Genomic DNA, 22,013 nt, shown 5'->3' with positions numbered 1-22,013 from the left:
ATGAATTGCTGAAGAAGCTCTCTGGCGGCTAGCAGAGGATAACTTCTATAGGCGATTCGATCATCGGGGACCCGACACCTAGGCTGAACTCGGCCAGGCCCTTGGCCACCAGGCGGTCGGCATAGCGGCCCTTAATCTCACCGAGCAGCCTGGGCCAGTAGGGGTAGGCATAGATCGCGGCGGCAGGGCTCAGCCAGGCTGCCCGTGTCGGGGCCAGACAGACGAAGTGCCGGCCCTCACTGGGCAGTTCCCCCTCGAGCAGCGCGCGATGCACCCCATAGCGAGACGCGTGCGGCAGCCCCACGTTGAGAAACCTGCGCTGATCGCCCTGCTCCAAGATGCCATAGTAGTAGGCGGCCCGGCCGTTGGTGACCAGGGGGGGGTGAAGGTGCCTTCGAACCAGGGGCAGACCCGCCACATTACGCAGCTGATGGTGAAGATCGCGTACCTGGGCGAGATACTCGGCACGTGGCTGGCTCTTTCGGGCGCGAATGGCCTAGCGGTGCTGCCAGGCCCACTCGCGAAATGTCGACAAGGTTGCCGCCAGCTCTCGCCGCACCGTATACGACTGCAAGCGGCGCCACTGGCCAACAGCAGCCGATAGAATGCTTTCAAAGTGTCACTCCACCGTCACGCTCTTGGCCAAGTTGCGGGGCTTGTCCACATCGGTGCCCTTCACCAGCGCCACATGGTAGGCCAGCAGCTGCTGGGCCACCACGTGCAGCACGGGGCTCAGCAGGCCGTAGTGTTCGGGCATGGTGAGCACGTTCACGCCGTCGCTTGCCTCCACCCGGCTGCAACCGTCAGCGAAGACGTAGAGCTCCCCGCCCCGGGCGCTGACCTCCTGCATGTTGGCCTTGAGCTTCTCCAGCAGCTCATCGTTGGGGGCGATCACCACCACCGGCATCTCGGCGTCTATCAGTGCCAGGGGGCCGTGCTTGAGCTCTCCCGACGGGTAGGCCTCGGCGTGGATATAGGAGATCTCCTTGAGCTTTAGCGCTCCTTCCATAGCAATGGGGTAGTGGTGCCCCCGGCCCAGGAAGAGCGCGTGCTGCTTGTTCGCAAAGCGCTGGGCCCAGGCTTCGATCTCGGGTTCCAGTGCCAGCACCTTCTCCACCGCTACCGGCAGATGGCGCAGCTCGGCGAGAAAGGCCTGCTCTCGCGAATCGTCCACTCCCGCATTGGCATGCTCACTCACCAGGCGGCCATTGACCTTGGCCAGCAAGAGGGTGAGCAGGAAGAGCGCGGCCAGCTGGGTGGTAAAAGCCTTGGTGGAGGCCACGCCGATCTCCGGCCCCGCCCGGGTGATGAAGCGCAGCGCGGTCTCGCGCACGATGGCGGATTCCGGCACGTTGCAGATGGCAAGCGTATGAGCGTGGCCCATGGCCTTGGCGTGGTGAAGCGCCGCCAGGGTATCGGCAGTCTCACCGGACTGGGAGATCACCACCACCAGCTGATCGGGATTGGCAATGGAGGCGCGGTAGCGGTACTCGCTGGACAGCTCGACGTTGCAGGGCACCCCGACCACCGCCTCGATCCAGTAGCGGGCCGTCATGCCCGCATAGCTGGAAGTGCCGCAGGCCAGAATCAGCACTGACTTCACCTGGTCCAGGATCCCCGCGGCATCAGCGCCGAAGATACCCGGCGACAGGCGGCTCGCCCCGCCGATCATCTCCAGGGTATTGCCCAGCGCCTGGGGCTGCTCGAAGATCTCCTTCTGCATGTAGTGGCGGTACTCCCCGAGCTCCACCGCATCCGCCGAGAGGCTGGAGGTGACCACCTCGCGCTCCACCGGCCGGCCCTCGCCGTCGACCAGCTCAATGGCCTCCCGGGTCAAACGGCCCATGTCGCCGTTCTCCAGGTAGATCATCTGCCGGGTGACCGATAGCAGCGCCGAAGCATCCGAGGCAGCATAGTGGCCCTGCTCGCCCACGCCCAGCATCAGCGGTGAGCCCTCACGGGCGACCACCAGGCAAGGTTCTTCGGTACTGCCTGGCGCCACCTCGTGAATCACCGCCAGCGCATAGGCCCCCTCCAGATGCGCCACTGCAAGCCGAACCGCCGCGAACAGGTCCGTCGCCGGCTCCCGGGCAAAGGCGTTCTTCCCGGCCAGGCACGCCTGCACCAGATGGGCGATGGTCTCGGTATCGGTATCCGAGGTGAAGGCGTAGCCGAGTGCTTCCAGCTTCTGGCGCAGCGACTCATAGTTCTCGATGATGCCGTTATGCACCACCGCCAAGCCCGCGGACACGTGGGGGTGGGCATTGCGCACCGCCGGCACGCCGTGAGTGGCCCAGCGCGTGTGGGCGATGCCCACCTGGCCGCCCAGGCCCTGCTCGGTTACCCGGGCTTCCAGTTCCGACACTCGCCCCGTGGCCCGAACACGCTGCAGACCGCCATGGCGATCATTCTCCAATACCGCCAGGCCGGCAGAGTCGTAGCCGCGGTATTCCAGGGTATTCAGGCCTTCCAGCAGGAAGGGGGTACATTCCATTGCGCCGATGGCGCCGACGATTCCGCACATTGTGATTCCGGTGATTGTTGGATATTGATCGCGATACGAGCTTATGAGAAGCCATCAGCTCGCTGGGCGGCTCAGTCGGCCCAAACCTTTTTCCAAGGTGAGGTACTCCAGCTCGAAGCCATAGTCGGCAGCCCAGCGCTCGCAGATATCTTCTTCACCCGGACGGATTGTGTCATCCATCCACACTTCCACATTAGGAGAGAGCTTATCGGCCAGGGCGGGTAGCGCCGGGTAACGGCTATACTGGCACGTAGCCCCCGGAGGACCATCCACCCAGAGAAGATCCACATTCTCGATAACCTCGAGAAGGGACTGCAGATACCAGCGCGATGGTTTCTCGGCGACCGCAGAGTTAAAATGAACTCCTTCCCACAGTTCCAAACCTCCAACTCGCAGATCAACCCACCCCTGTAGATGCTCGTCTTTCAGCGTGCCCAGAGTCTTCATACTATAATAGTTACTATGTTCAAATGATATTAGCTGGCCCGTTCCGTTCTGCCAAAGAGCATCTGCAATCACTAGGGTCGAGGCCCCACTTCCAAACCCCACCACAATGTGAGGTCGACTCGCCATAATGTGGGCATGTAAGCGTAGCAGTATGTCGGGTGAGCTTGCCCAGCCGCGCAGGGGGGGGGCAGCTGACCCTTTATGGCCAACGCAGTTGCAGCCAGGGGAGACTTTCAAGCTGAGCATAAAGGCGGTTCTGAACCGTGATAAGGTTACGAGCAAGCTTATTAACGTGTGATGTGACGGTATTCAGCTGACAGTCGGCCGCTGAAAAGCAAAGTGGCCATAGTGCCCCCGTGGGTTATAGAACGAGTGTCTGACGCTCGGCTGTAACACCATGAGGAAACGACTATGACCACCGAAGAAAAGGTAGCACGACGCAAGCTTAGTCTCCTAGAACTGGCCAAGGACCTGCAGAACGTAAGCAAGGCCTGCAAGGTCATGGGCTACTCCCGGCAGCAGTTCTATGAGATCCGGCGCAACTATCAAACCTTCGGCTCCGATGGGCTGATCGACAAGCTGCCAGGACCGCACGGTCCGCACCCCAACCGCGTCAGTGAAGAGATCGAAACGGCCATTCTTGAGCACAGCCTGGCCTTCCCCACACACGGCCCGGTTCGCGTCGCTCAAGAACTGGCGCTACGTGGCATTCAGGTTAGCTCGACGGGCGTCAGAGGCGTCTGGAGTCGCCATGATTTGCTGACCCGTCATGAGCGCCTGCTGCGTCTTGAGCGCGCCACGCGTGAGCAGAAAATCGAGCTCACAGAAGACCAGGTGCGCCACCTGGAACGCTTTAGCCCCGAATTTCGTGAACGCCACATCGAAGTCCACCACACCGGCGAACTGGTCGCCGTCGACACCTTCTTCGTCGGCACGCTCAAAGGCGTCGGAAAAGTCTATCTGCAGTCTGTTATCGATTGCTTCAGCCGCTATGCCTGAGGCCGCTTGTACACCAACAAACTGCCCATCACGGCAGTCCACGTGCTCAACAACGACGTGCTGCCCTTCCTCGGGGCTAATAGCGCCAAAGTCAGCACAGTGCTCAGCGACAATGGCCGGGAGTTCTGCGGACGTAAGGACCAACATCCGTATGAACTGTTCCTTCAGCTCGAGGAGATCGAGCACCGAACTACCAAGGTTCGGCGGCCACAAAGCAATGGGTTCGTCGAGCGGCTGCACCGCACACTGCTGGATGAGCACTTCCGCATCCAGGGGCGTACTAAGTGGTACGAGGCTCTAGAAGAAATGCAGACGGACCTGGATGACTACCTCGTCATCTAAAACACCAAGCGCCCACATCAAGGACGTAACATGAAGGGGATGACGCCCTATGCCGTCTTCAAAAAAGGGCTTCCCAAATTACCGAAAAAGGAGTCCGGGAAAACGTCAGAAAATACTGCTTAACTATAGGGAGCCCACGGGGGCATGTGTCAGGTGATTACCATCACTGTACACTTTGTGTAAATCATCTAATTTTTCTTCAATTGAATCAAGCCTATCAAGAACACCCATCATTTCCCATCCACCTGAAAACTTCAAAAACTCATCAACCCCATGACACACAAAAACCAGAAAGTTGTTGCAAAAACAACAATTTACTCAAAACACGACCACACCAAAAATAAATTTAGGACATCAATATTGACTTATACTGAATTATATCCTCATCTTCACACAAAGACTTCATCTCATTTTTGAGAACTTTGTCATAACAATACTGTTGACCTCTTCTCCCAATGGAATTTCTATTCTCAACTAAATCATACTCAATATCACTCTCTAAATTTCTTTCATACCCGAGAAGTGGACCAACCAAGCGGGCGTTTATGAAACTATTCTTAGTTTCTGTAGCAACATATTGATCTAGATCAAAAACTACCAGCCTACCATCCGCGTTCTTCTTTATCTTGCAAGCTTGACGCAGAGACCGAACATACCTTCTTCTAAAAACATCGAAATCATTCAAAAAACCTAGACTTTTCCAAGACCGCCACACCAAGGCGGCATCTCGAACACAGTAAACATAACTCGGAGGACGTCTTGAAAAGACACTCTCAAATTCATTGAAATACCGTTCAAAACCAGGGGTTTTTATACCATGAAACATAACATTAGAACTTACATCCAAGCTTTCCTTCTTATTTGCACTTTTCATGAAAAAATGAAAAAACAAAGGCTTCATAGACTCCCAGTGAGCATCAAGCCTACGTCCCTTTCGTGAAGAATAGCTATCAAAATTATCATCAACCTCATTTAAAAATCTAAAAAAAGCTTCCATAGTCTTTGCATGCATTTCTTCCTCGACAACAAAGGAAGGATGGTTATTGAGTATATCTGTCACCATCCTTGTACCAGAACGAGCAGCGCCGCAGACAATAAGCGGAGAGACAGAGCCAAGAATTTTATCTAGAGACATAACAACACCAAAGTTTACATGGGAATAGCTTAAAGGAATTATCTTCCGCCTATAAAAAACCAGAGCATCGAAATACAGAATATAGAAACCCAAGTGAATCAGCTTTGTTTGGTGGGTTATGCTTCATAAGCTCATCATAATAAAGACAAAAATTAATCCCACTACTAGCAGATTGCTCGCCCATTATCGAAGCATCAATCGGCTCGGCATCAAGTTTCTTTAACAACGGCTTGAAATGCCTTGAATAATGTTTATCATCAAACACATTCTGAAAAATAAAAACCGGATTGCCACGATTCACCACGTCAGGACTAAAAGCAATTCTATTCAAATAGCTACTTTTTACAAAATTTGATGTGCGCCCCTCGTAACAGCACTCAACCATTTTCTCATAGAACGATTGAGTGTAGTTATACAAATAAATCTGAGGGTTAATTGCAACAACCAATGCTTGATCAAAGCATTCTGACAGCTTTAGTGAAACAAAGCCACCTCCAGATGAACCAAAGATCAACAACTCATTTTGGTTATATTTTTTCGCCTTCAGCAACGATGTTATTAAATATTTAAGCGCTTCAATACCAAAATTACTTTCTGTATGCTGAAACCACCCAAGGGTCAAGTCATTACTTTTTTTAATACTCGGATCTGAAAAGAAAACACAGTCGAAATCTTCAAGATCTTGTCCCCACGAGCACCTTTGAAAATCATATTCCCCATATTTCCTACTCGTCGCGCCTGGCAAAAATACTGCTATCCTTTTCGATTTCTCCTTAAACGAACCATAGAAAGAAAAGGGTATGCTGTTTGAAAGAACCTGAAAAGTTCTCTCGCCCCAAAGCTTATCCGAGTTGGCAACAACGTCCGCGCAATTTTTAAATACTACATTCTCCACACCACTAATAATTTCTTTTTCTAGCGCAAATGAAACATCTTCCACTTCAACAGCATTCGTACCATACTGTTTAGACATGAAATTTTTTGCTTCATAGAAAGCATCTTTACTCAACGCGATAATAGAGCTTACATCCTCCTTCAAGCTACGGCCTGAAAACCCCACTGCAAAGGAAGAATCATACTGGTAATCTTTCTCGGAAACAAAACCCTGCATGCTTTCGCCATCACCGAAGTGAAGCTCGACACCTAAGTTTTCATTCATGCATTCAACATAAAGACTTCTCCCCCTACCATCATTAAAGCATATAGAGCTTCCTTTAAAGGACTCTAAATTATATTTTTTGTCCACATGGAACCACTGCTTAAAGCCTCTTTCCCTAGCAAACGTCAAGGAGTCTTTAATTATCGCCCAACTGCCTGGCTTAAAATATATTTCTCTATGATGCTTAACTGCAGGGTAATCTAATGCCCCTTTCAAAAGAAACAGACCTGGCTGCAACTCTATTGGGTCCTCAACCGCTGACCCATAAGGCTTGATTTTAAGTATATCAAAACCATCTATTTCGACAGAATTGTGAGCTCGGCTAGACAGGAAGTAATTCCTGTACACATCACTCTTATAACCATACTTACCACTATCACATATCACACGACCACCCTGATCAAACCAATCAAAACTTAAGCAATCGCGATGCTTATGGCTTTTTGTATGATACCCACCTGTGAAAAAAAGCATTGAACTTTTTTCTGGAGACTCACCCCACCCACTCCTAACTACAGAGTAACCTGATGAAGCGAAATCACTTAATACATATTTGCCAATGTGGCTATTTGGAAACTCAACGCTTTTTTGAACAGTTAAAATTGAATCACCCACACAAACGGGTCTTTTTAAAGGGTCAACTAGCCACTTGCCATTCTCATCAGCTTTTTCGGCTATTCCTTTAATACGGGGCTTGTCATCATACCAGCCTGAATCAATCTGCGCCTTTAATGAGTTAAGAGCATAAAAGTGATAATGGGGGCTATGTTCCAAGTGGACACCCACGTCACCAAATTGTGACACGACCAATCTTTCCACTAAACCAACAGCATATTCAATATCTCCATCTAGAGACACAGAAAGATGGGGCGAAGATTTTAGAAGCCCAACAAGCCCATGGCTTTGAAACAAGCCATGATTATTCATGCTAAACACTTCCGGCTTCAATAGATGCCTTATATGCTTAGCTGCTACATTATCAAGAAGCTCGCTCTCCCCTTCAGAGATATCAATGCGATAATAATGTATTCGATTAATGAAAAAAGCAATTGCTAGAGCCCTAAAGCCTACGGACATATCATACCACGCATAACTTTTAGGCATTCTAGTAGTTACTATATCTTCTGGGTCTTGCCCATAATTCTTCCACCAGTCACTGACTGCATCAAAAAAGAACTCGACTATTTCATCTTTATTATCATAACTATCAAATATATTGATTATAGGATGAAAAAAAGTCCACCCTTGAAGCTGCATTCTCCAGTTTCTGTCTACAGACCTCTCCCTAGACTCCCAGTCAAGCGGAAACTGTAAGAAGCATGGCTCACTATCCTTTCTAGGTTTGAAAACTCTGTCTCTAACAAGCTTTTCTGCATCTCCATAAAACTCAACAGGAAATATCCGATGCAGAAAGCAGTGAACAGGGACTAGAAATGCATCACTCATCTCAAATTCCTTAAAAACTGTATAGAAGACTTTCGTAAACTTCTTTTAGCTCCCCTGATGAAAAAGACCAATCTCTTTCTTTAACTACCCAATTACGTCCATTGATAGCAAGTCTCTCTCTCAGGTCATCATCCCTAATCAACTGCTTTAACGCATCTCTAAGAGAAAACACATCACCTTTCTCAAATACGACACCATTATAACCATCCTGAATAATTTCAGTCAGCGCAGCACAACTTGAAACTATCACGGCTTTTTGTGAGGCCATGGCTTCAAAGGGCTTGAGTGGGGATACCGCTTCACAAACTAAATAGGGTTTTCGTGGAAATGGAGTAATATCAACCAAGGAGTAATAACGCTGCACCTCTTTATGCGGCACACGCCCTGTAATTATGACATAGTTCTGCAACCCTAATGACACCACCTGGTGTTTGAGGCTATCCAGAACAGCGCCATCCCCTACCAACAGAAACTTGAAGTTTGTCACACCATCCTTTACCAAGAGAGCCAAAGCGCCTAAAAGATCGTCTAATCCTTCGTAATTGACTATTGAGCCAATGTAGCCAATGACAATATCTTTTTCGCTCACTCCCAACTCTTTTGCTAACTCCCGATCTTTATCAAGCGGTGAAAAAAGTTCTGTGTGAACACAGTTAGGTGCAACGGTTATTTTCGATGCGTCAACTCCACGCGATACCATCAACTCTTTCAAGGCTTCAGTAATTGTAATAACGGCATCTGCTGCATTACAGGCTTCAGCTTCCATTTTCGCCATAAAGCGGAATTGATCAGTTTGGTCCCATCCTTCCTGACGAGAAAGCCGCGTAATCTCCCACAACCCTCTCACTTCATAAACTGATTTGATGCCGAGTCGCCTAGCCGCTAGGCTGGCCGCCAAGCCATTCGGAAAATTAGCTGCGGCATGTATGATGCTGGCTTGCTTATTTCTAGCGAGAGTTTCTACTTCCTTTGCATACTCCTCAATATACTCTGTTGTCGTTAGGCTGGAACGGCGAACCTTTTGATCAAGAGCAAAATATTCAATTCCATCTACGAGGTCTACGCTGGGGATCATTTTCGGTAGTGGTTTACTGATGTGCTTCGCGTGATCTGAAGGATACCCAGGACGCGACACGCCGTGCATTTTGAAATTGCTGTTCTTGACAACTCCTGTCAGTAGCCCATGGGTGCGAGTTGCGTACCCCCCTGAGTTATAAGGCAGCCTATTATGTAATAAATACAGCACATTGTTGTTTGGCTCATATTCCGGCTCTGAGCGCTTTTCAGGAAGTGGCATACCATTTTCAAGCAGCAAAATATCGTCCTCTAAACGTCTCGACGAGTTCTTCCCATTCCTGAAATAGGCTTTTTCATCCCATTCGTCCAGTAGCTGCTTTGTTTCGTACATTCGCCCTTGAAACACCAGGCGCTGCCTAGCCATCTCAAACATGAATGGGTCATTGGTCACCCTCCACATATACCAAAATGCAGCAGGAATTACTTTATTAGTCAACGACAGTGAGCTCATGGCCCTCACAACATCAGTGACATGCGAGACGTTAAATCGCAAGGATCCCAGCACTTGGCCCACACTCTCAGGGGTTTCAAAAGCATGATTCCCGGCAAATGCACCAGCAATCTCACACCCTATACCGCCACTATAAAAGCGCATGGAGAGCATACGCAAAACTGATATTTCAGCACCTCTCCGACTACCCAATTTAACAACACACCGCCACGCATTTATTGGAACTTCAATTGTCAGGGCGTACTTTACGCCATCACAGCTTGTTGATAGATACTTATACTGGCTGTACTGTGAAGACTTACCATAGCTAAGAAGCCGATAGCTTTCCGACTCTAAAGGGATGCCATCTTCATCTTGAATCTCGATGCCAGCGATTACTTTCTCATGGGCATATGGGGTTTTTGATCTCGTTTCAAAATTAAATACCAAGCGTTTCCCATAAGCTGGGAATTCGTACTGTGTTAACCCTTTAGCTTCTGTTTTGATGAGCTCGTCATCTGTAACTACGTGAACGGTATCGGCTTCAAAGTTAGACTGACACGGAACCTCGGAAAAACCTGGTTCAACAGTCTCACCACTCAATGCCTTCGCCATAAGCCCGGTGTGCGCAGAAAACAGAACATCTGCCCCTTCCTTGGGGCCAGACAACCTCAGCGCTTTATGAGATGCTTTCGCCAGGCTCTTCGCTTTATCCACATCAAATGTCACCACACCGTCATGCTGTTGTGCGTATTTCACCAGCGGAGCGACGTTGGAAACCACCAGCTGTTTGCCATAGGCCAATGCTTCGGCGGCCTTAATTGGTGGCACCAGCTCGCACACCGGCAACTGCTTCCGCGGAATCACCACCGTATCAATCAGCGCATAGTAGTCCGCCACCCGCTCATGGGGTATCCGCCCTACCTGAATCAACCAGGGCTTGTCGGCCAGGCGTTGCGACACGCTGGCGGCTTCGGTGACCGGCTGGTCATCCCCCACCAGCAGCAGCTTGAGTTTCTCGCCCTGCTTCACCAGCTGTTCACAGGCTTCGATCAGCGTCTCCAGCCCCTCGTAGGCAGTGAAACTGCCCATGTAGCCCATCACCTTGTCGCCGTCTTGAATGCCCAGCTTCTGCTTCAGGGCGGGGTTGGCGGGCCTGATCTCGGGCAGCTCGCTTACCCCGTTAGGGACGATCTCGACTCTGGCGGGGTCCACGTCGCGCCGTGCCAGCTCTTCCTTCATAGGCTGGTTGAGGGTGAAGACCTTGAGCGCCTGCCGAGCCACGAAGGCATCTCGCTCGGCTTCCTGCTTGAAGGCCGGCGTATTGGCATAGCCGGATTCACGGGCAGCGCGGGAAAGCTCCCAAAAGCCTCGTACCTCGTTGTAGAACGGCAGGCCCAGGCGCTTGGCGGCGATCCAGGCCGGCAGGCCGACGATATAGTTGGACGCGGCCAGCACTACCGCCGGGCGATAGACCCGGAACAGCTTCACGAAGCGTTCCACGCTGGCTTCCAGGCGCTCATGCTCGTTGGCGGGCGCCTGGCCGGGCAGCCAGCGGCTATGAAGATAGTGCACACCCTCCACCTTGGTTTCCGGCGCCACGCTGCCCTGCCCTGTCCCAAGCTCCCAGGGCCGTCCTGGCCTCACGAAGCATAGAGTCTCGAAGCCGTGCTGGTTCAGCGCCTGGGCGATGCCCTGGGTGCGGATGGCATAGCCGTTGCTTGCGTAGCTCTGGCCGTGGCTGACGACGTAGGCAATACGTTTTTCGATGGGGGCCCGTAAGGGACTGGCCGCTTGTTCGGCCAGTCGGGAAGCATGTTGAAGCAATTCGTCCATGGGGTTCCGAAATATCGTTCAGGATGGAAAACGGCCCGAGGGGCAGGCCGGGATCTGGCGCCAGACGGCATCTTCGCCCGTTTAACCGGGCTCCACAGGAGCTCAAGCCCAACAGGAGAAGCCTTAGCCAAGCAGGCCAACGGCATCGATGACGCTTTCCTTGGCGCCTACGGCATCGGCCTGCTTGATGAAGGGCTTGTGCTTGACCAGCACGCAGACCACATCTGCCTGGGCCAGGGCCTCATCCAGGCTGACCAATTCCACGTTGGGGGCCTTCAGGCGCTTGGGCAGGGCCTCTATGTTGGGCTCTACCACCTGCACGCGGCAGCCGAGTTCGGTGATCTTCTCGGCAATGCCTAGAGCCGGACTCTCGCGCAGGTCATCGATATCGGGCTTGAAAGCCACGCCCAGGCAGGCCACCGTCAAGTCGCTACGGCGTGCCTGCGGGTATTCGCGGTGATAGTGCTCCAGCGCGCCGTTCACCCGCTGCAATACCCATTCGGGCTTGCCGTCGTTCACCTCTCGGGCGGTGCGGATCAGCTGGGCCTGGTCGGGGCAGGCATCGACGATGAACCAGGGGTCCACGGCGATGCAGTGCCCGCCCACGCCGGCCCCCGGCGAGAGGATGTTGACCCGTGGGTGGCGGTTGGCCAGGGCAATCAGTTCCCAGACGTTGATCTCCAACTCATGGGCGATGGTGGAGAGCTCGTTGGCGAAGGCGATGTTCACGTCGCGGAAACTGTTCTCGGTGAGCTTGGCCATCTCCGCGGTACGGGCGGTGGTCGGCACGCACTCCCCTTCTACGACAATGCCGTAGAGCGCGCAGGCCGACTCGGCGCACTTGGGCGTCATGCCGCCGATCACGCGGTCGTTCTCGACCAGCTCACGGATCACATGGCCGGGGAGTACCCGCTCGGGGCAATGCGCAATGCGGATATCAGAGGCCTCACCATGAGTCTGGGGGAAGGTCAGGTCCGGGCGTGCCTCGGCCAGCCAAGCGGCCATCTGCTCGGTGGCGCCCACCGGGCTGGTGGATTCCAGCACCACCAGGTTGCCGGGCACCAGCACCTTGGCCAGGGCTTCGCTCGCCGCCTTAATAAAGCGCAGGTCGGCCTTATGGTTCTGGCCGTGCTCGTCGGTATGGAACGGCGTAGGCACCGCAACCATAAAGGCGTCAGCTGGCTCGGGGCTTGTCGTGGCGCGCAGGTAACCTTCATGAACGGCGGCATGCACCACCATGTCCAACTCTGGTTCGACAATATGAATCTCGCCGCGATTGATGGTCTCGACGGCTTGCTGATCGATATCGACACCGATTACCTGCTTACGGCGCGAGGCGAAGACGGCGGCGGTGGGCAGGCCGATATAGCCCAGTCCGATCATCGAGATGGTGTTGAATTCCATGTAGGTGAGTTCCCTTCTAGGTTCCTGGTGGAGATAAACAAGTGCCTGCCGCACTGCAGCGTTCGTCGCAGCGTCTAGCCAGCGTTATAGCGAACTTCTGAAAAGCAAACGTTTGGGTTAAAGAACGCCCGATGGAGGGCCGGGTGTTAAGTGGACAAAGGCTGCCCTGAGAGGGCCCAGCGCCCTCAGGCGGATTCAGTTTCGCGTACAACTAGCACATCGAGGATGCGCTGGCAGGCTTTGCCATCGCCGTAGGGGTTGTGGGCGAAGCTCATGGCGCGGTAGGCCTCGGCGTCGGTCAGGAGGTGGGTAAGTTCGGTAGTGATAACGTCCACGCTCGTGCCCACCAGCTTGACGGTACCGGCCTTGACGGCCTCCGGGCGCTCGGTGGTGTTACGCATCACCAGCACCGGCTTGCCCAGCGAAGGCGCCTCTTCCTGAATGCCCCCCGAGTCAGTGAGGATGATATGGGAGCGGTTCATCAGGTAGACGAAGGGCAGGTAATCCTGGGGCTCGATCAATTTCACGTTATCGATATCGGCCAGCAGGCGGTTGACCGGCTCGAGCACATTGGGGTTCAGGTGTACCGGGTACACGATCTGTACGTCCGGGTGGGCCTTGGCGGTCTCGGCCAGCGCCTTGCAGATCCGCTCGAAGCCATCGCCGAAGCTCTCGCGGCGATGGCCGGTCACCAGCACCAAGCGCTTGGCATCGTCTAAAAAATCAAAACGCTCGCGCAGTTCGGCAGCGAGCGGCCCCGCATCCAGCTTGCGCACCACCTCAAGCAGCGCATCGACAACGGTATTGCCCGTCACGTGCACACTGGCGGGATCTACTTGTTCACGCAGCAGGTTGTCGCGAGAGGTCTCAGTCGGGGCGAAGTGCTTGGCGGCGAGTGCCCCAGTGAGCTTGCGGTTGCCCTCTTCCGGCCAGGGTGAGTAGAGGTTGCCAGTGCGCAGCCCGGCTTCCACGTGGCCCACCGGGATTTGCTGGTAGTAGGCCGCCAGGCTGGCGGCGAAAGTGGTGGCTGTATCGCCATGCACCAGCACCATTTGCGGTCGGAACTCGGCGAGCACCTCCTTGAGACCTTGGAGAATCCCGCAGGTAATATCGTTGAGATCCTGCCCCGGCTTCATCAGGTTCAGGTCGTACTCGGGCACGAGTTCGAACAGCGAGAGCACCTGATCGAGCATCTCGCGATGCTGTGCCGTCACGCAGACGCGTGCGTCGAAACGCGCATCGCCGGCGAGCTGGAGAGCGAGGGGTGCCATCTTGATGGCCTCGGGGCGAGTCCCGAAAACAGTAAGTACTTTCACGTGAGATTCCTTGGCGGCTCCATGCCGGCGTTCAGCGGTCCATGAGTTGGTGTTCGAGTTCCTGGCAGCGGGTGTAGTACTGTTCGAGTAGTTTCTGGGTTTCTGAGAGTTGCAGGCTGACTGCGTTGGCGTCGGTACCTTCCTTGCTAGGTTGCGATTCAACAGTGCGGGCTGCGGCAGGTGACCCAAGGCGCCGCTCGCACAGGGTCAAGTTCACCTCGAAAAGCCGCCGGCCATAGTGGCCGGCGGCTTGATGGTAGAGCTGTTTCGCCGTGCGATAGTCGCCTTGCCGGAACGCGTGATTCGCCCGGTTAACGATAGAGGGTGTCATTAGGGTCTCTCCCTTATGCTCAAGAGGTCATGCTGTGTACTGAGTAACTATCGAGGCACGTATGCTCAGATAGGCCCACGGAATTACTGGGCAAGTCTCGGTGATGGGCGCCCCGTTAGCGAGCGCGCTCGCAACGAAAGGCCTTGGCTTGTCTGGACAGTGCAAACGGTAGCTTGGCCCACCCAAAGGGTGAACCGCCGCTGGCCATGATGACACGCCCAAGGCGATAGGACAGGTGACGCTTGACCTGTTCCGCCTTGTGGGCATCGGCATATCGCTCGATGGGCGGGAGCGCTTCCCCTTGGCGTGCCTGCTTATCCCGCTGGAATGCCTTGTGTTCACGCTTCAAGGCAAAGGGAAGCATGATGAAGTCCTTCAGGCTGCTACTACGCACCACCACAGCCCCTAACCGGTACGTCAGCTGGCGCTTGATACGCTCATCGGCGCCATAGTACGGCCCGCCGTTTTGCACGCTTGCAGGCTTGGCGCTAACTCCACGTTGATGCAGCCTTTCCAGTTCTTCCTGCACGATATGCAGCTGCTCAAGCAGCATGGCATTTTCCTGTTGCAATGCGACAGAGGGCGGCTCGAGATGGGCCTTCTTCAGCTCGTCGTTTTCACTTTTCAGATCCGTGCTGGCTGCCTTCAGCGTGTCGCACTCGACCTTTTGGCGCTCAAGCTCCATCTGCAGGCCTTTCAACCGCTGCTGACATGCCTTGAGAAAGTCCGGCAGAGCCTTGTGTTGCACTTGCAGGTGCTGCCACGCCGACAGGGCCGACAGATTGTCATTCGACGCTGCAGGCTGCGTGGCACTGTCCTGCAACTTTTCATACACCGCTAACGCATCGTGCTGCTCAACTACCTGCTGATGCAGATACTCGGCTAGTGGCGCGGCTACTATCTTCTCGCGCTGATTGCTATCTCCAATGGCTAGCTGGTCCAAGAGCTGCTCAAGTGGGCTGGTGTCACCTGAAGAGAAATCAGCAGTTTGCCTGTCGGCGTAGGTTAACTGAGAAAATTGACCCACGATTTGTTCAGGCTGATTGATCAGCTGCTGGGTATGCACCAGCAGACAGCGTTCAGGGTGACGACGATAGAAGGATAAGAGCGCGCGATGATAAGCCACCCAGTTATTGAGAATCAGCTCTGGATCATCAGGCCCATCGCTTGCCATCGCCTGCTGCAGGGCCATGGCGGGGTGCTGGTAGGTCAAAATAAACCACGTTTTTTCGTCGGCTTCATGCCATAGCTTGAGCAGCGGCAGCGTATTGGACGCCGCCCACCCCCAAACGCCCGCTTGCTCCATATTACCCAGCAGCAGGTCCAGCGCTAGCTCTTGCCATACAGGACTAAGCTCTACTTGTGCCAGCTCACTTTCGTGCTGCGCCTGATCGACCGGTGACGCGCTATAAGCTTGACAAAGAGAGTCTTGAATCGCGTGAACGCTCATACCTTCCCTGCGGGAAGGTGCTGCGTCAGCCATTCCATACTGTTGCAGCAGCGCTTCAACATCCTGGTAACCTGAAGACGGGTGGCCAACGATAACGATTCTATTCACTGATTCTTTTCTCCTGTTAAGCCTTGAGTCCATATCTTGTGCCTGGGGTCTAGCCCGCCGATGGCGTCGGTTAGTCGTCTTCCTGCTGGCTCATCTCATCGAAGCGTTTCTTCACCCTTTTCAGGTGCGACCTGGCCAGCTTGTGCGCTTTCTGCAGGGCGGCCAGCTCGTCGCTCTCCCAGCCACGCTTTTCCGCCCTTTTGAGACTACGACTCAAAGCATTGATGTCGGCCTTTGCATTATTCATCGCTGCCTTGGCCTTCTTGAGCGCCTGGGCATTTTCAGCGCTTGCACTATCTGCGTGCGGCACCGACTGCCCCTTGGCCTGCTCTCGCGCTGCTTTCTTGGCCTCCACGTCGCGATGGTAGTTTGCGATGGCATCGTTGACGTTGTCGTACCAGGTGGCGCTGCCATCCTTGAGGTAAACACCCGCCTGGCAGAGATCTTTCAGGATACCTTCGGAGTGGGAGACCATGATCAGGCTGGATCGGCCAATACGATCCTTGAATGCCTGGCTCGCCTTTTCCTTGAAGCTCTTGTCACCGACGGCGGTGGCCTCGTCAGATATATAAACCTCGAAGTCGAAGGCCAAAGAGAGGCCAAAGGAGATGCGCGATTTCATGCCCGAGGAGTAGGTGCGCACGGGCTCGTCGAACGCATCGCCGATCTCGGCAAAGTCCTCAACAAAGTCGATGACTCGCTGCACGTCGACTCCGCCACCGTGCACGCGAGCCACAAATTTTACGTTCTGACGTCCGGTCATATTGCCTTGCATGCCGCTAGCGAGCCCGATTGGCCAAGACATGCGGCAGTTCTTGATCACCTCGCCACGCTCGGGTACGTCCATGCCGGCGATCAACCGCAGCAAGGTGGACTTGCCTGCGCCATTGGCGCCGATGAGGCCCACACTAACCCCTCTCGGTATGCTCAGATTAATGTCCTTGAGCACCCAGTCACTGCCATGGTGGTTGTGGTAGCGCTTATAAAGGTTGCGAATCTCGATCATGGTCAATCGCGATGATCCTTGATGATCATCAGCATCATTCCGAAGATGAACGTCAGGAAAATGGTAATGAGAGCAAACACACTGCTGTTGTAAAGACGGCGTGGCTCAGTGGGATATTCAGGAAGCAGTGGACTTTGCAGCACGCTAACCTGCTTGAGCTGCCGTGCAGCCTCCAGGCGTGTGTTTTCTAGGGCAGCCAGGGCGCTGGAATAGGTCTTCTGGGCAAACTGCGCCTGAAGTTCAAGTGTCTGGTACTCCGCCGAAATACTATTGAGCGAGTTGCCAGCGGTTTGTGCAAGGCGATCACGCTGCTTCTCAATCTGCTCCCGCAAGGCAGTTATCTCGCTCTGCACACGACGCATTTCGGAGGACTGCTCGCTCTGGAAGCTGGATAGCGCATTGCGCTGCGCCTGCAGGCGAGCAAGCTCGCCCTCCAGTGTCGCCACCACTTGGTTGAGGCTTTCTACCGTACTGGTGGGGGAGACAAGCCCATGTTCGTTCTGGAACGACAGCAGTTCTGCACGCGTCTCATCGAAGCGATCCTTCAAGTTTTCCACCTGCCCTTTCAGGAAGCGCACCTGCTCTTGTGCCAGACGATGCCCCATGGAGTTCATGTGGTCTTCACCTGCTTGCAATAGCAGAGACACGAACTGGTGAGCAAATTCCGGCGTAAAGGCCTCCACCCGAATGTTCAACACACCAGCATACTCATCCATCTCCACGTCTACACGCCGAAGAAAGTACTTGTGAAGATCTTCAATGGGCGCCTCAGGATTACGCAGACGAGCGAAGATGTCGCCGTTCTGGCTGTAATGGCCGCGGAAGTCTAGCTCCTCTTCCACGCGTTTGAGCATATCAACAGAGAGCAGGTACTCACGGAGCAGTAGCAGATCATGACTGCCACCGCCGCCGGCTCCCAGCAATGACGCAAAGTTGATATCCGGCGAAGCGACCTGAGGGCTTTCCAGCACGACCGTGGCACGTGATACATAGCGATCCTGAGCCATAGCAAACCAGTAGAAAGTCACTGCCGCAATGGCCAGCAGGGCCAGGGTCCAGTGCGGATATTTCCGAAAGAAGTGTTGCATGAATTACTTGGCCTTCAAACGATCAGAAAAACGTAGGTGAAGTATCAGCCCCAGTGTGTTCATCACCAGGATACAAAGCCACAGATAGAGCCAGCTGGTTCCATGAATGATCTGGTAATTCTCGAAGAACCCCTGTCGCAGCAGGCTCAATCCATGGGGAATCGGGTTCAGCATCAGGTGCTCGAGCAACCAATGGGGCAGATTGCCAAGGGGAAGTATGACTCCCGAGATAATCAGCAGCGGCAGCGAGAGCATGCGGACTACCTTGCCAAGTTCCGGCACCAAGGTGGCCAGTACCGAGGAAATCAAGCCAGCACCCAACCCCAGCGACCAAAGCGAGAACCATGCGATAAATGCCTGAATGGCATTGTCCGGCTTCATGTCCAGACCTATCATCAGCCCGCCCACAATGAACATGAGGAAAACGAACGTTCGCAGCATGCCCTCCAGGAAGTTGCGCACGAATACTGGGTCGATGGGCTTAACCTGACGGTAGGAAAACAGTGCCTGGTTGGCATCAATAGCCCCCATACCACGCAGCATACCCTCGCGGACCAAGTAGAAGCCCATCAGGCCGATTATCATCCATGGGATGAACTCCGCATTGACCACCAACCTGTCGCCGCGGACGAAGGAGCGTATGCCGACCATAATGGCCGTGAACGCTATCGGCTCGAAGAGCATCCAGAACCAGCCCATGCGGTCGCCCATGGTGCGTGAGGTGGCCTCGCGCAGGAACATGGCGTACCAGACACTCCGTGTGACCTGCCATGGGGTGCGAACGCCTTTGTGAGAATTCGAGCGTGCCATCAAAGATCGACTGCCACCTTAGTGGCCACGGCAATCTGATACAGAATCTGCGTGATGCTGGTGGCGAGCTGCAGATTCTTGGTGGGCACTTCCGGCATCACCAGAATCTCGTCGCCGGCGCGTAGCGTAATGTCATCCGCGTCGCGTACCGCGCCGTTCTGGCGCACCACCAGGATGTGCTCGTCATCGCCGCGCTGGGTGTAGCCGCCTGCGCTGTCGATGTAGTCCTGCACCTTAAGGCCCGGCTTGAAGACCACGGCCTGTGGCACCACTACCTCGCCACTGATCAGCAACGAATCACTGATTTCGGGAATGGTGATCACATCGCCATCCTGCAGGCGGATGTCGCTGATACGGTCGTTGTGCGCAACCACTAGCCGACCACTGGGCTCGGCCTGTCGAGCACGCTCGACAAACTTCTGAATCAGCTCGGCTTCCTGCACACGAATCTTGGCTTCTTCGTTGGTTGACGAAGAGGCCCCCAGGTAGGTGGTCTCGAGCCGGCGCAGGCTCTCCTGGAGCGAGGCTTCCTGCTGGGCGGCCACACTTTCACGCTTGATCGACACGCTTTCCACCGCCGTCATTGACTCGGGAACGGCGATGGCATCCAGCAGTTCGAGCAGATGAGCGTCGCGAGGCAAGGCGAAGCGAGACGGGCCGTAGTAGCTGCCCTCGACCTGCACCACGATGGTGTCTTCACGCTGGTCGGCGCTGAACAGCACCTCATCGCCGCTGCGAATCGTCTGGCCCTTGAATTCCGCCAGATCGAAATAGTGGGCGACCGGGCCGATATCGCGGTCGCCGCGCAGCAGCACATGCGATACGCCGCTCTGCAGCCGCGCCAGGCGCATCACTTCGTCACCGCTCAGGCCATCGCCGAGCAGCTCATAGCGGTATTCCCGCCGCACGTCGCCCACCACGGCAATCGAGGGGCCCCGCTCTTCCACCACGATGGTGTCGCCATCACGGAACTGAGGACGCGGGATGTCGCCATCCAGCAGGAAGTCATAGAGGTCGACCCTGGCGATGGTGTTGCCGTCACGCACCACGCGAATGGCGCGATAACTGCCCAAGTCATTGTCGATGCCCCCCGCCTGATCCAGAAAGTACAGCAATGAATCACTGGGCGTGCCGGCATAGCGGCCCGGTGCCTCAACGTAGCCAGTGACAAATACGCCGACCGGCTGCACGCCTTGCAGGTTGGTATAGACCTGTACGTTATCCGGGTATACCGATTTAATGGCCTGGCGTACTTGGCCATCGAGCTGCTGGCTGTTTAAGCCCTGCACACTAAGCGGGCCGATGCCGGGCAGGAAAATATTGCCTTGCGCATCTACCGGCATCACTCGATCCATTTCCACCGCGCCCCAGGCACGCAGCGTCACCTGATCGCCGGGCTTGATGGTATAGCCGGGATTAAGGCCATCCGCCATGGTGCCGCGAAATCCCCCATCGAAGAGGTTGGCGCCGAAGGGGGGCAACTCATCGGTATCTTCACGCTGCTGGCTACGGAAAGAGTTGCCATATTGCGGGTTTTGCCAGTCGGCGCGTGGGCCTTCATCGACCTGATCAGGTACGGCTTGCGCTTGCTGCTGCTCGGGAAGGATATCCTGTGACGGCGAGACCATTTGCGCTTGTGCGCTGAGAGCCACGCCGAAGGCCATGATGGCGCCGAGTAGCGGCTTGGTTAGACGACGTAAGGGCATCATCGGCTGCGTCCTTCCGTTGATGGGCTATCGGTGACTAGGCGCTGAGCGACCCACCCTTGTGGGGTACGGCACGCCAACGCATGACGGCCTTCTCCCAGCGGTGTCTCAACACTCAGCGGGCGGCAATGGCGACCACTGGCGGCAAAATAGCCCTGCTCGGCGGTCACGACCGCCTCGGCCCCCCAGGGGCTATTCGTCAGTGTGATCACCTCGCCAGGCGCTGCCTGGGAAAGGAAACCATTGAGTGTGTCGCCTAGCGCTTTGCCGGAATCAGCGCGATGAAAGGCCTGCTCGCCTGAGGTTTGTGTCGGCTGCATGACGCAACCCGCCAGGGCGATGGCCAGGCCACCCGCCAGCAACGCCCTCATGCAGGAGCGACCGGTGTGCCGCTTTGCGTGGCAACGCGCTGTATCACGCTGCGGTCCAGTGCATGGTGTTGTCATGATGATTCAAAGCACCTTCAACAGTTTGCTGACAATGTCCTGCTGACTCAGTTGATCGGTATTGACCGTCACCTCAGCCCGCTCGGGTACTTCATAGGGACTATTGATGCCAGTGAAATCGCTGATCTTGCCTTCACGCGCTTTCTGATAGAGCCCCTTGGGATCGCGCTGCTCGCAGACCTCCAACGGCGTATCGACATACACCTCGATGAAGTCTCCCTCATCGAACAGCTCACGGGCCTGGTCACGGTCGGCGCGAAACGGTGAGATGAAGGCCGTGATCACGATGATGCCGGCATCGGCAAACAGCTTGGCGAGTTCGCCCACGCGGCGGATGTTCTCGGTGCGGTCGTCTTCGCTCATGCCCAGATCCTTGCAAAGGGCATGGCGGACGTTGTCGCCGTCGAGCAGCATGGTGTGATAGCCACGACGATTGAGCTCGACTTCCAGCGCATTGGCCAGGCTCGACTTGCCGGAGCCCGAGAGCCCGGTGAACCACATGCACTTGCCGTGATGGCCTTTGATCTGCTCACGCATGGCCGGCGTTACACTGGTGCGATTCCACACCACCTCGGCCTTGCTGTCGTTATCGCGAAATTCATAGGGTACATCGGCGTCCACACACTGGTGCACCATGCCGGCCCCGACGGTAACGTTAGTCAACCGGTCGACGACGATAAAGCTGCCGGTGCCTGGGCTCTTGCGGTAGCCATCCACCGGGATAGGGGCCGTAAGCTCCACTTTGCAGCGGCCGATAGCGTTGAGCTCCAGGCGCTCGGCGTCTCTGTGCTCGAGAGTGTTGACGTCAACCTGGTACTCAATCGCCTTGATCTGCCCTGCCAGATCGCGTGTGGCGAGTTTCATGTCGTACAGCTTGCCGGGTTCGAGCGCCGTCTCGTGCATCCAGACGATGTCGGCCTCGAAGGCGTTGGACATCGGCACCTCGGCATCGG

Annotated in this window: 16 protein-coding genes and 1 pseudogene; 1 reads left to right on the top strand and 16 read right to left on the bottom strand. The window is 55.0% G+C overall.

The window, feature by feature from the left end:
* Positions 1-28: 28 nt before the first annotated feature.
* From HUS66_RS16910 to HUS66_RS16900, 3 genes are all read right to left on the bottom strand, one after another.
* Positions 29-304, bottom strand: a complete 276-nt coding sequence (locus tag HUS66_RS16910; protein ID WP_175072366.1) for a hypothetical protein — start codon at positions 302-304, stop codon at positions 29-31.
* A gap of 315 nt (positions 305-619) precedes the next feature.
* Positions 620-2,524, bottom strand: a complete 1,905-nt coding sequence (gene glmS, locus HUS66_RS16905) for a glutamine--fructose-6-phosphate transaminase (isomerizing) (RefSeq protein ID WP_175072365.1) — start codon at positions 2,522-2,524, stop codon at positions 620-622.
* Positions 2,525-2,578: 54 nt separating this feature from the next.
* Positions 2,579-3,097, bottom strand: a complete 519-nt coding sequence (locus tag HUS66_RS16900; protein WP_254628891.1) for a class I SAM-dependent methyltransferase — start codon at positions 3,095-3,097, stop codon at positions 2,579-2,581.
* 285 nt (positions 3,098-3,382) lie between these two features.
* Here HUS66_RS16900 and HUS66_RS16895 point away from each other — a divergent pair.
* Positions 3,383-4,435: pseudogene (locus HUS66_RS16895) on the top strand (IS481 family transposase).
* A 223-nt stretch (positions 4,436-4,658) separates the two neighbouring features.
* On the opposite strand, the gene HUS66_RS16890 reads toward HUS66_RS16895, so the two are convergent.
* The 13 genes from HUS66_RS16890 to cysC all read right to left on the bottom strand — a co-directional run.
* The gene (locus HUS66_RS16890; protein WP_175072363.1) at positions 4,659-5,447 is read right to left on the bottom strand and encodes a sulfotransferase; all 789 of its coding nucleotides are present in this window, start codon (positions 5,445-5,447) and stop codon (positions 4,659-4,661) included.
* A 49-nt stretch (positions 5,448-5,496) separates the two neighbouring features.
* Positions 5,497-8,052, bottom strand: coding sequence for a heparinase II/III domain-containing protein (locus HUS66_RS16885; protein WP_175072362.1), 2,556 nt, complete (start codon positions 8,050-8,052; stop codon positions 5,497-5,499).
* Positions 8,053-8,062: 10 nt separating this feature from the next.
* On the bottom strand, positions 8,063-11,395 hold the full coding sequence (locus HUS66_RS16880) for a glycosyltransferase (protein ID WP_175072361.1): 3,333 nt from the start codon (positions 11,393-11,395) through the stop codon (positions 8,063-8,065).
* A gap of 123 nt (positions 11,396-11,518) precedes the next feature.
* Entirely contained in the window at positions 11,519-12,799 is a 1,281-nt protein-coding gene (wecC, locus tag HUS66_RS16875; RefSeq protein WP_175072360.1) for a UDP-N-acetyl-D-mannosamine dehydrogenase, read from the bottom strand.
* A gap of 185 nt (positions 12,800-12,984) precedes the next feature.
* Positions 12,985-14,115, bottom strand: coding sequence for a non-hydrolyzing UDP-N-acetylglucosamine 2-epimerase (gene wecB / locus HUS66_RS16870; protein ID WP_175072359.1), 1,131 nt, complete (start codon positions 14,113-14,115; stop codon positions 12,985-12,987).
* Positions 14,116-14,146: 31 nt separating this feature from the next.
* On the bottom strand, positions 14,147-14,446 hold the full coding sequence (locus tag HUS66_RS16865; RefSeq protein ID WP_175072358.1) for a hypothetical protein: 300 nt from the start codon (positions 14,444-14,446) through the stop codon (positions 14,147-14,149).
* A 115-nt stretch (positions 14,447-14,561) separates the two neighbouring features.
* Positions 14,562-16,004, bottom strand: a complete 1,443-nt coding sequence (locus HUS66_RS16860; protein ID WP_175072357.1) for a hypothetical protein — start codon at positions 16,002-16,004, stop codon at positions 14,562-14,564.
* A 70-nt stretch (positions 16,005-16,074) separates the two neighbouring features.
* A complete protein-coding gene (locus HUS66_RS16855) occupies positions 16,075-17,010 on the bottom strand; it encodes an ABC transporter ATP-binding protein (RefSeq protein WP_175072356.1) in 936 nt (311 codons plus the stop codon).
* A 2-nt stretch (positions 17,011-17,012) separates the two neighbouring features.
* Positions 17,013-18,098, bottom strand: a complete 1,086-nt coding sequence (locus HUS66_RS16850) for a chain-length determining protein (protein WP_175072355.1) — start codon at positions 18,096-18,098, stop codon at positions 17,013-17,015.
* A gap of 3 nt (positions 18,099-18,101) precedes the next feature.
* On the bottom strand, positions 18,102-18,839 hold the full coding sequence (locus HUS66_RS16845) for an ABC transporter permease (protein ID WP_254628890.1): 738 nt from the start codon (positions 18,837-18,839) through the stop codon (positions 18,102-18,104).
* Positions 18,840-18,907: 68 nt separating this feature from the next.
* Positions 18,908-20,617, bottom strand: coding sequence for a polysaccharide biosynthesis/export family protein (locus tag HUS66_RS16840; protein ID WP_175072353.1), 1,710 nt, complete (start codon positions 20,615-20,617; stop codon positions 18,908-18,910).
* Complete coding sequence (locus HUS66_RS16835; protein WP_175072352.1) at positions 20,614-20,985, bottom strand: DVU3141 family protein; 372 nt, start codon at positions 20,983-20,985, stop codon at positions 20,614-20,616. The genes HUS66_RS16840 and HUS66_RS16835 overlap by 4 nt, the downstream gene beginning before the upstream one ends.
* Before the next feature lie 81 nt (positions 20,986-21,066).
* On the bottom strand, positions 21,067-22,013 hold a 947-nt coding region (gene cysC / locus HUS66_RS16830; RefSeq protein WP_175072351.1), incomplete at its 5' end, for an adenylyl-sulfate kinase.

This window comes from Onishia taeanensis (assembly GCF_013349955.1).
Lineage (GTDB): Bacteria > Pseudomonadota > Gammaproteobacteria > Pseudomonadales > Halomonadaceae > Onishia > Onishia taeanensis_B.
Note: the sequence above shows the minus strand (reverse complement) of the source record. Positions and strands in the feature narration are given on the sequence as shown.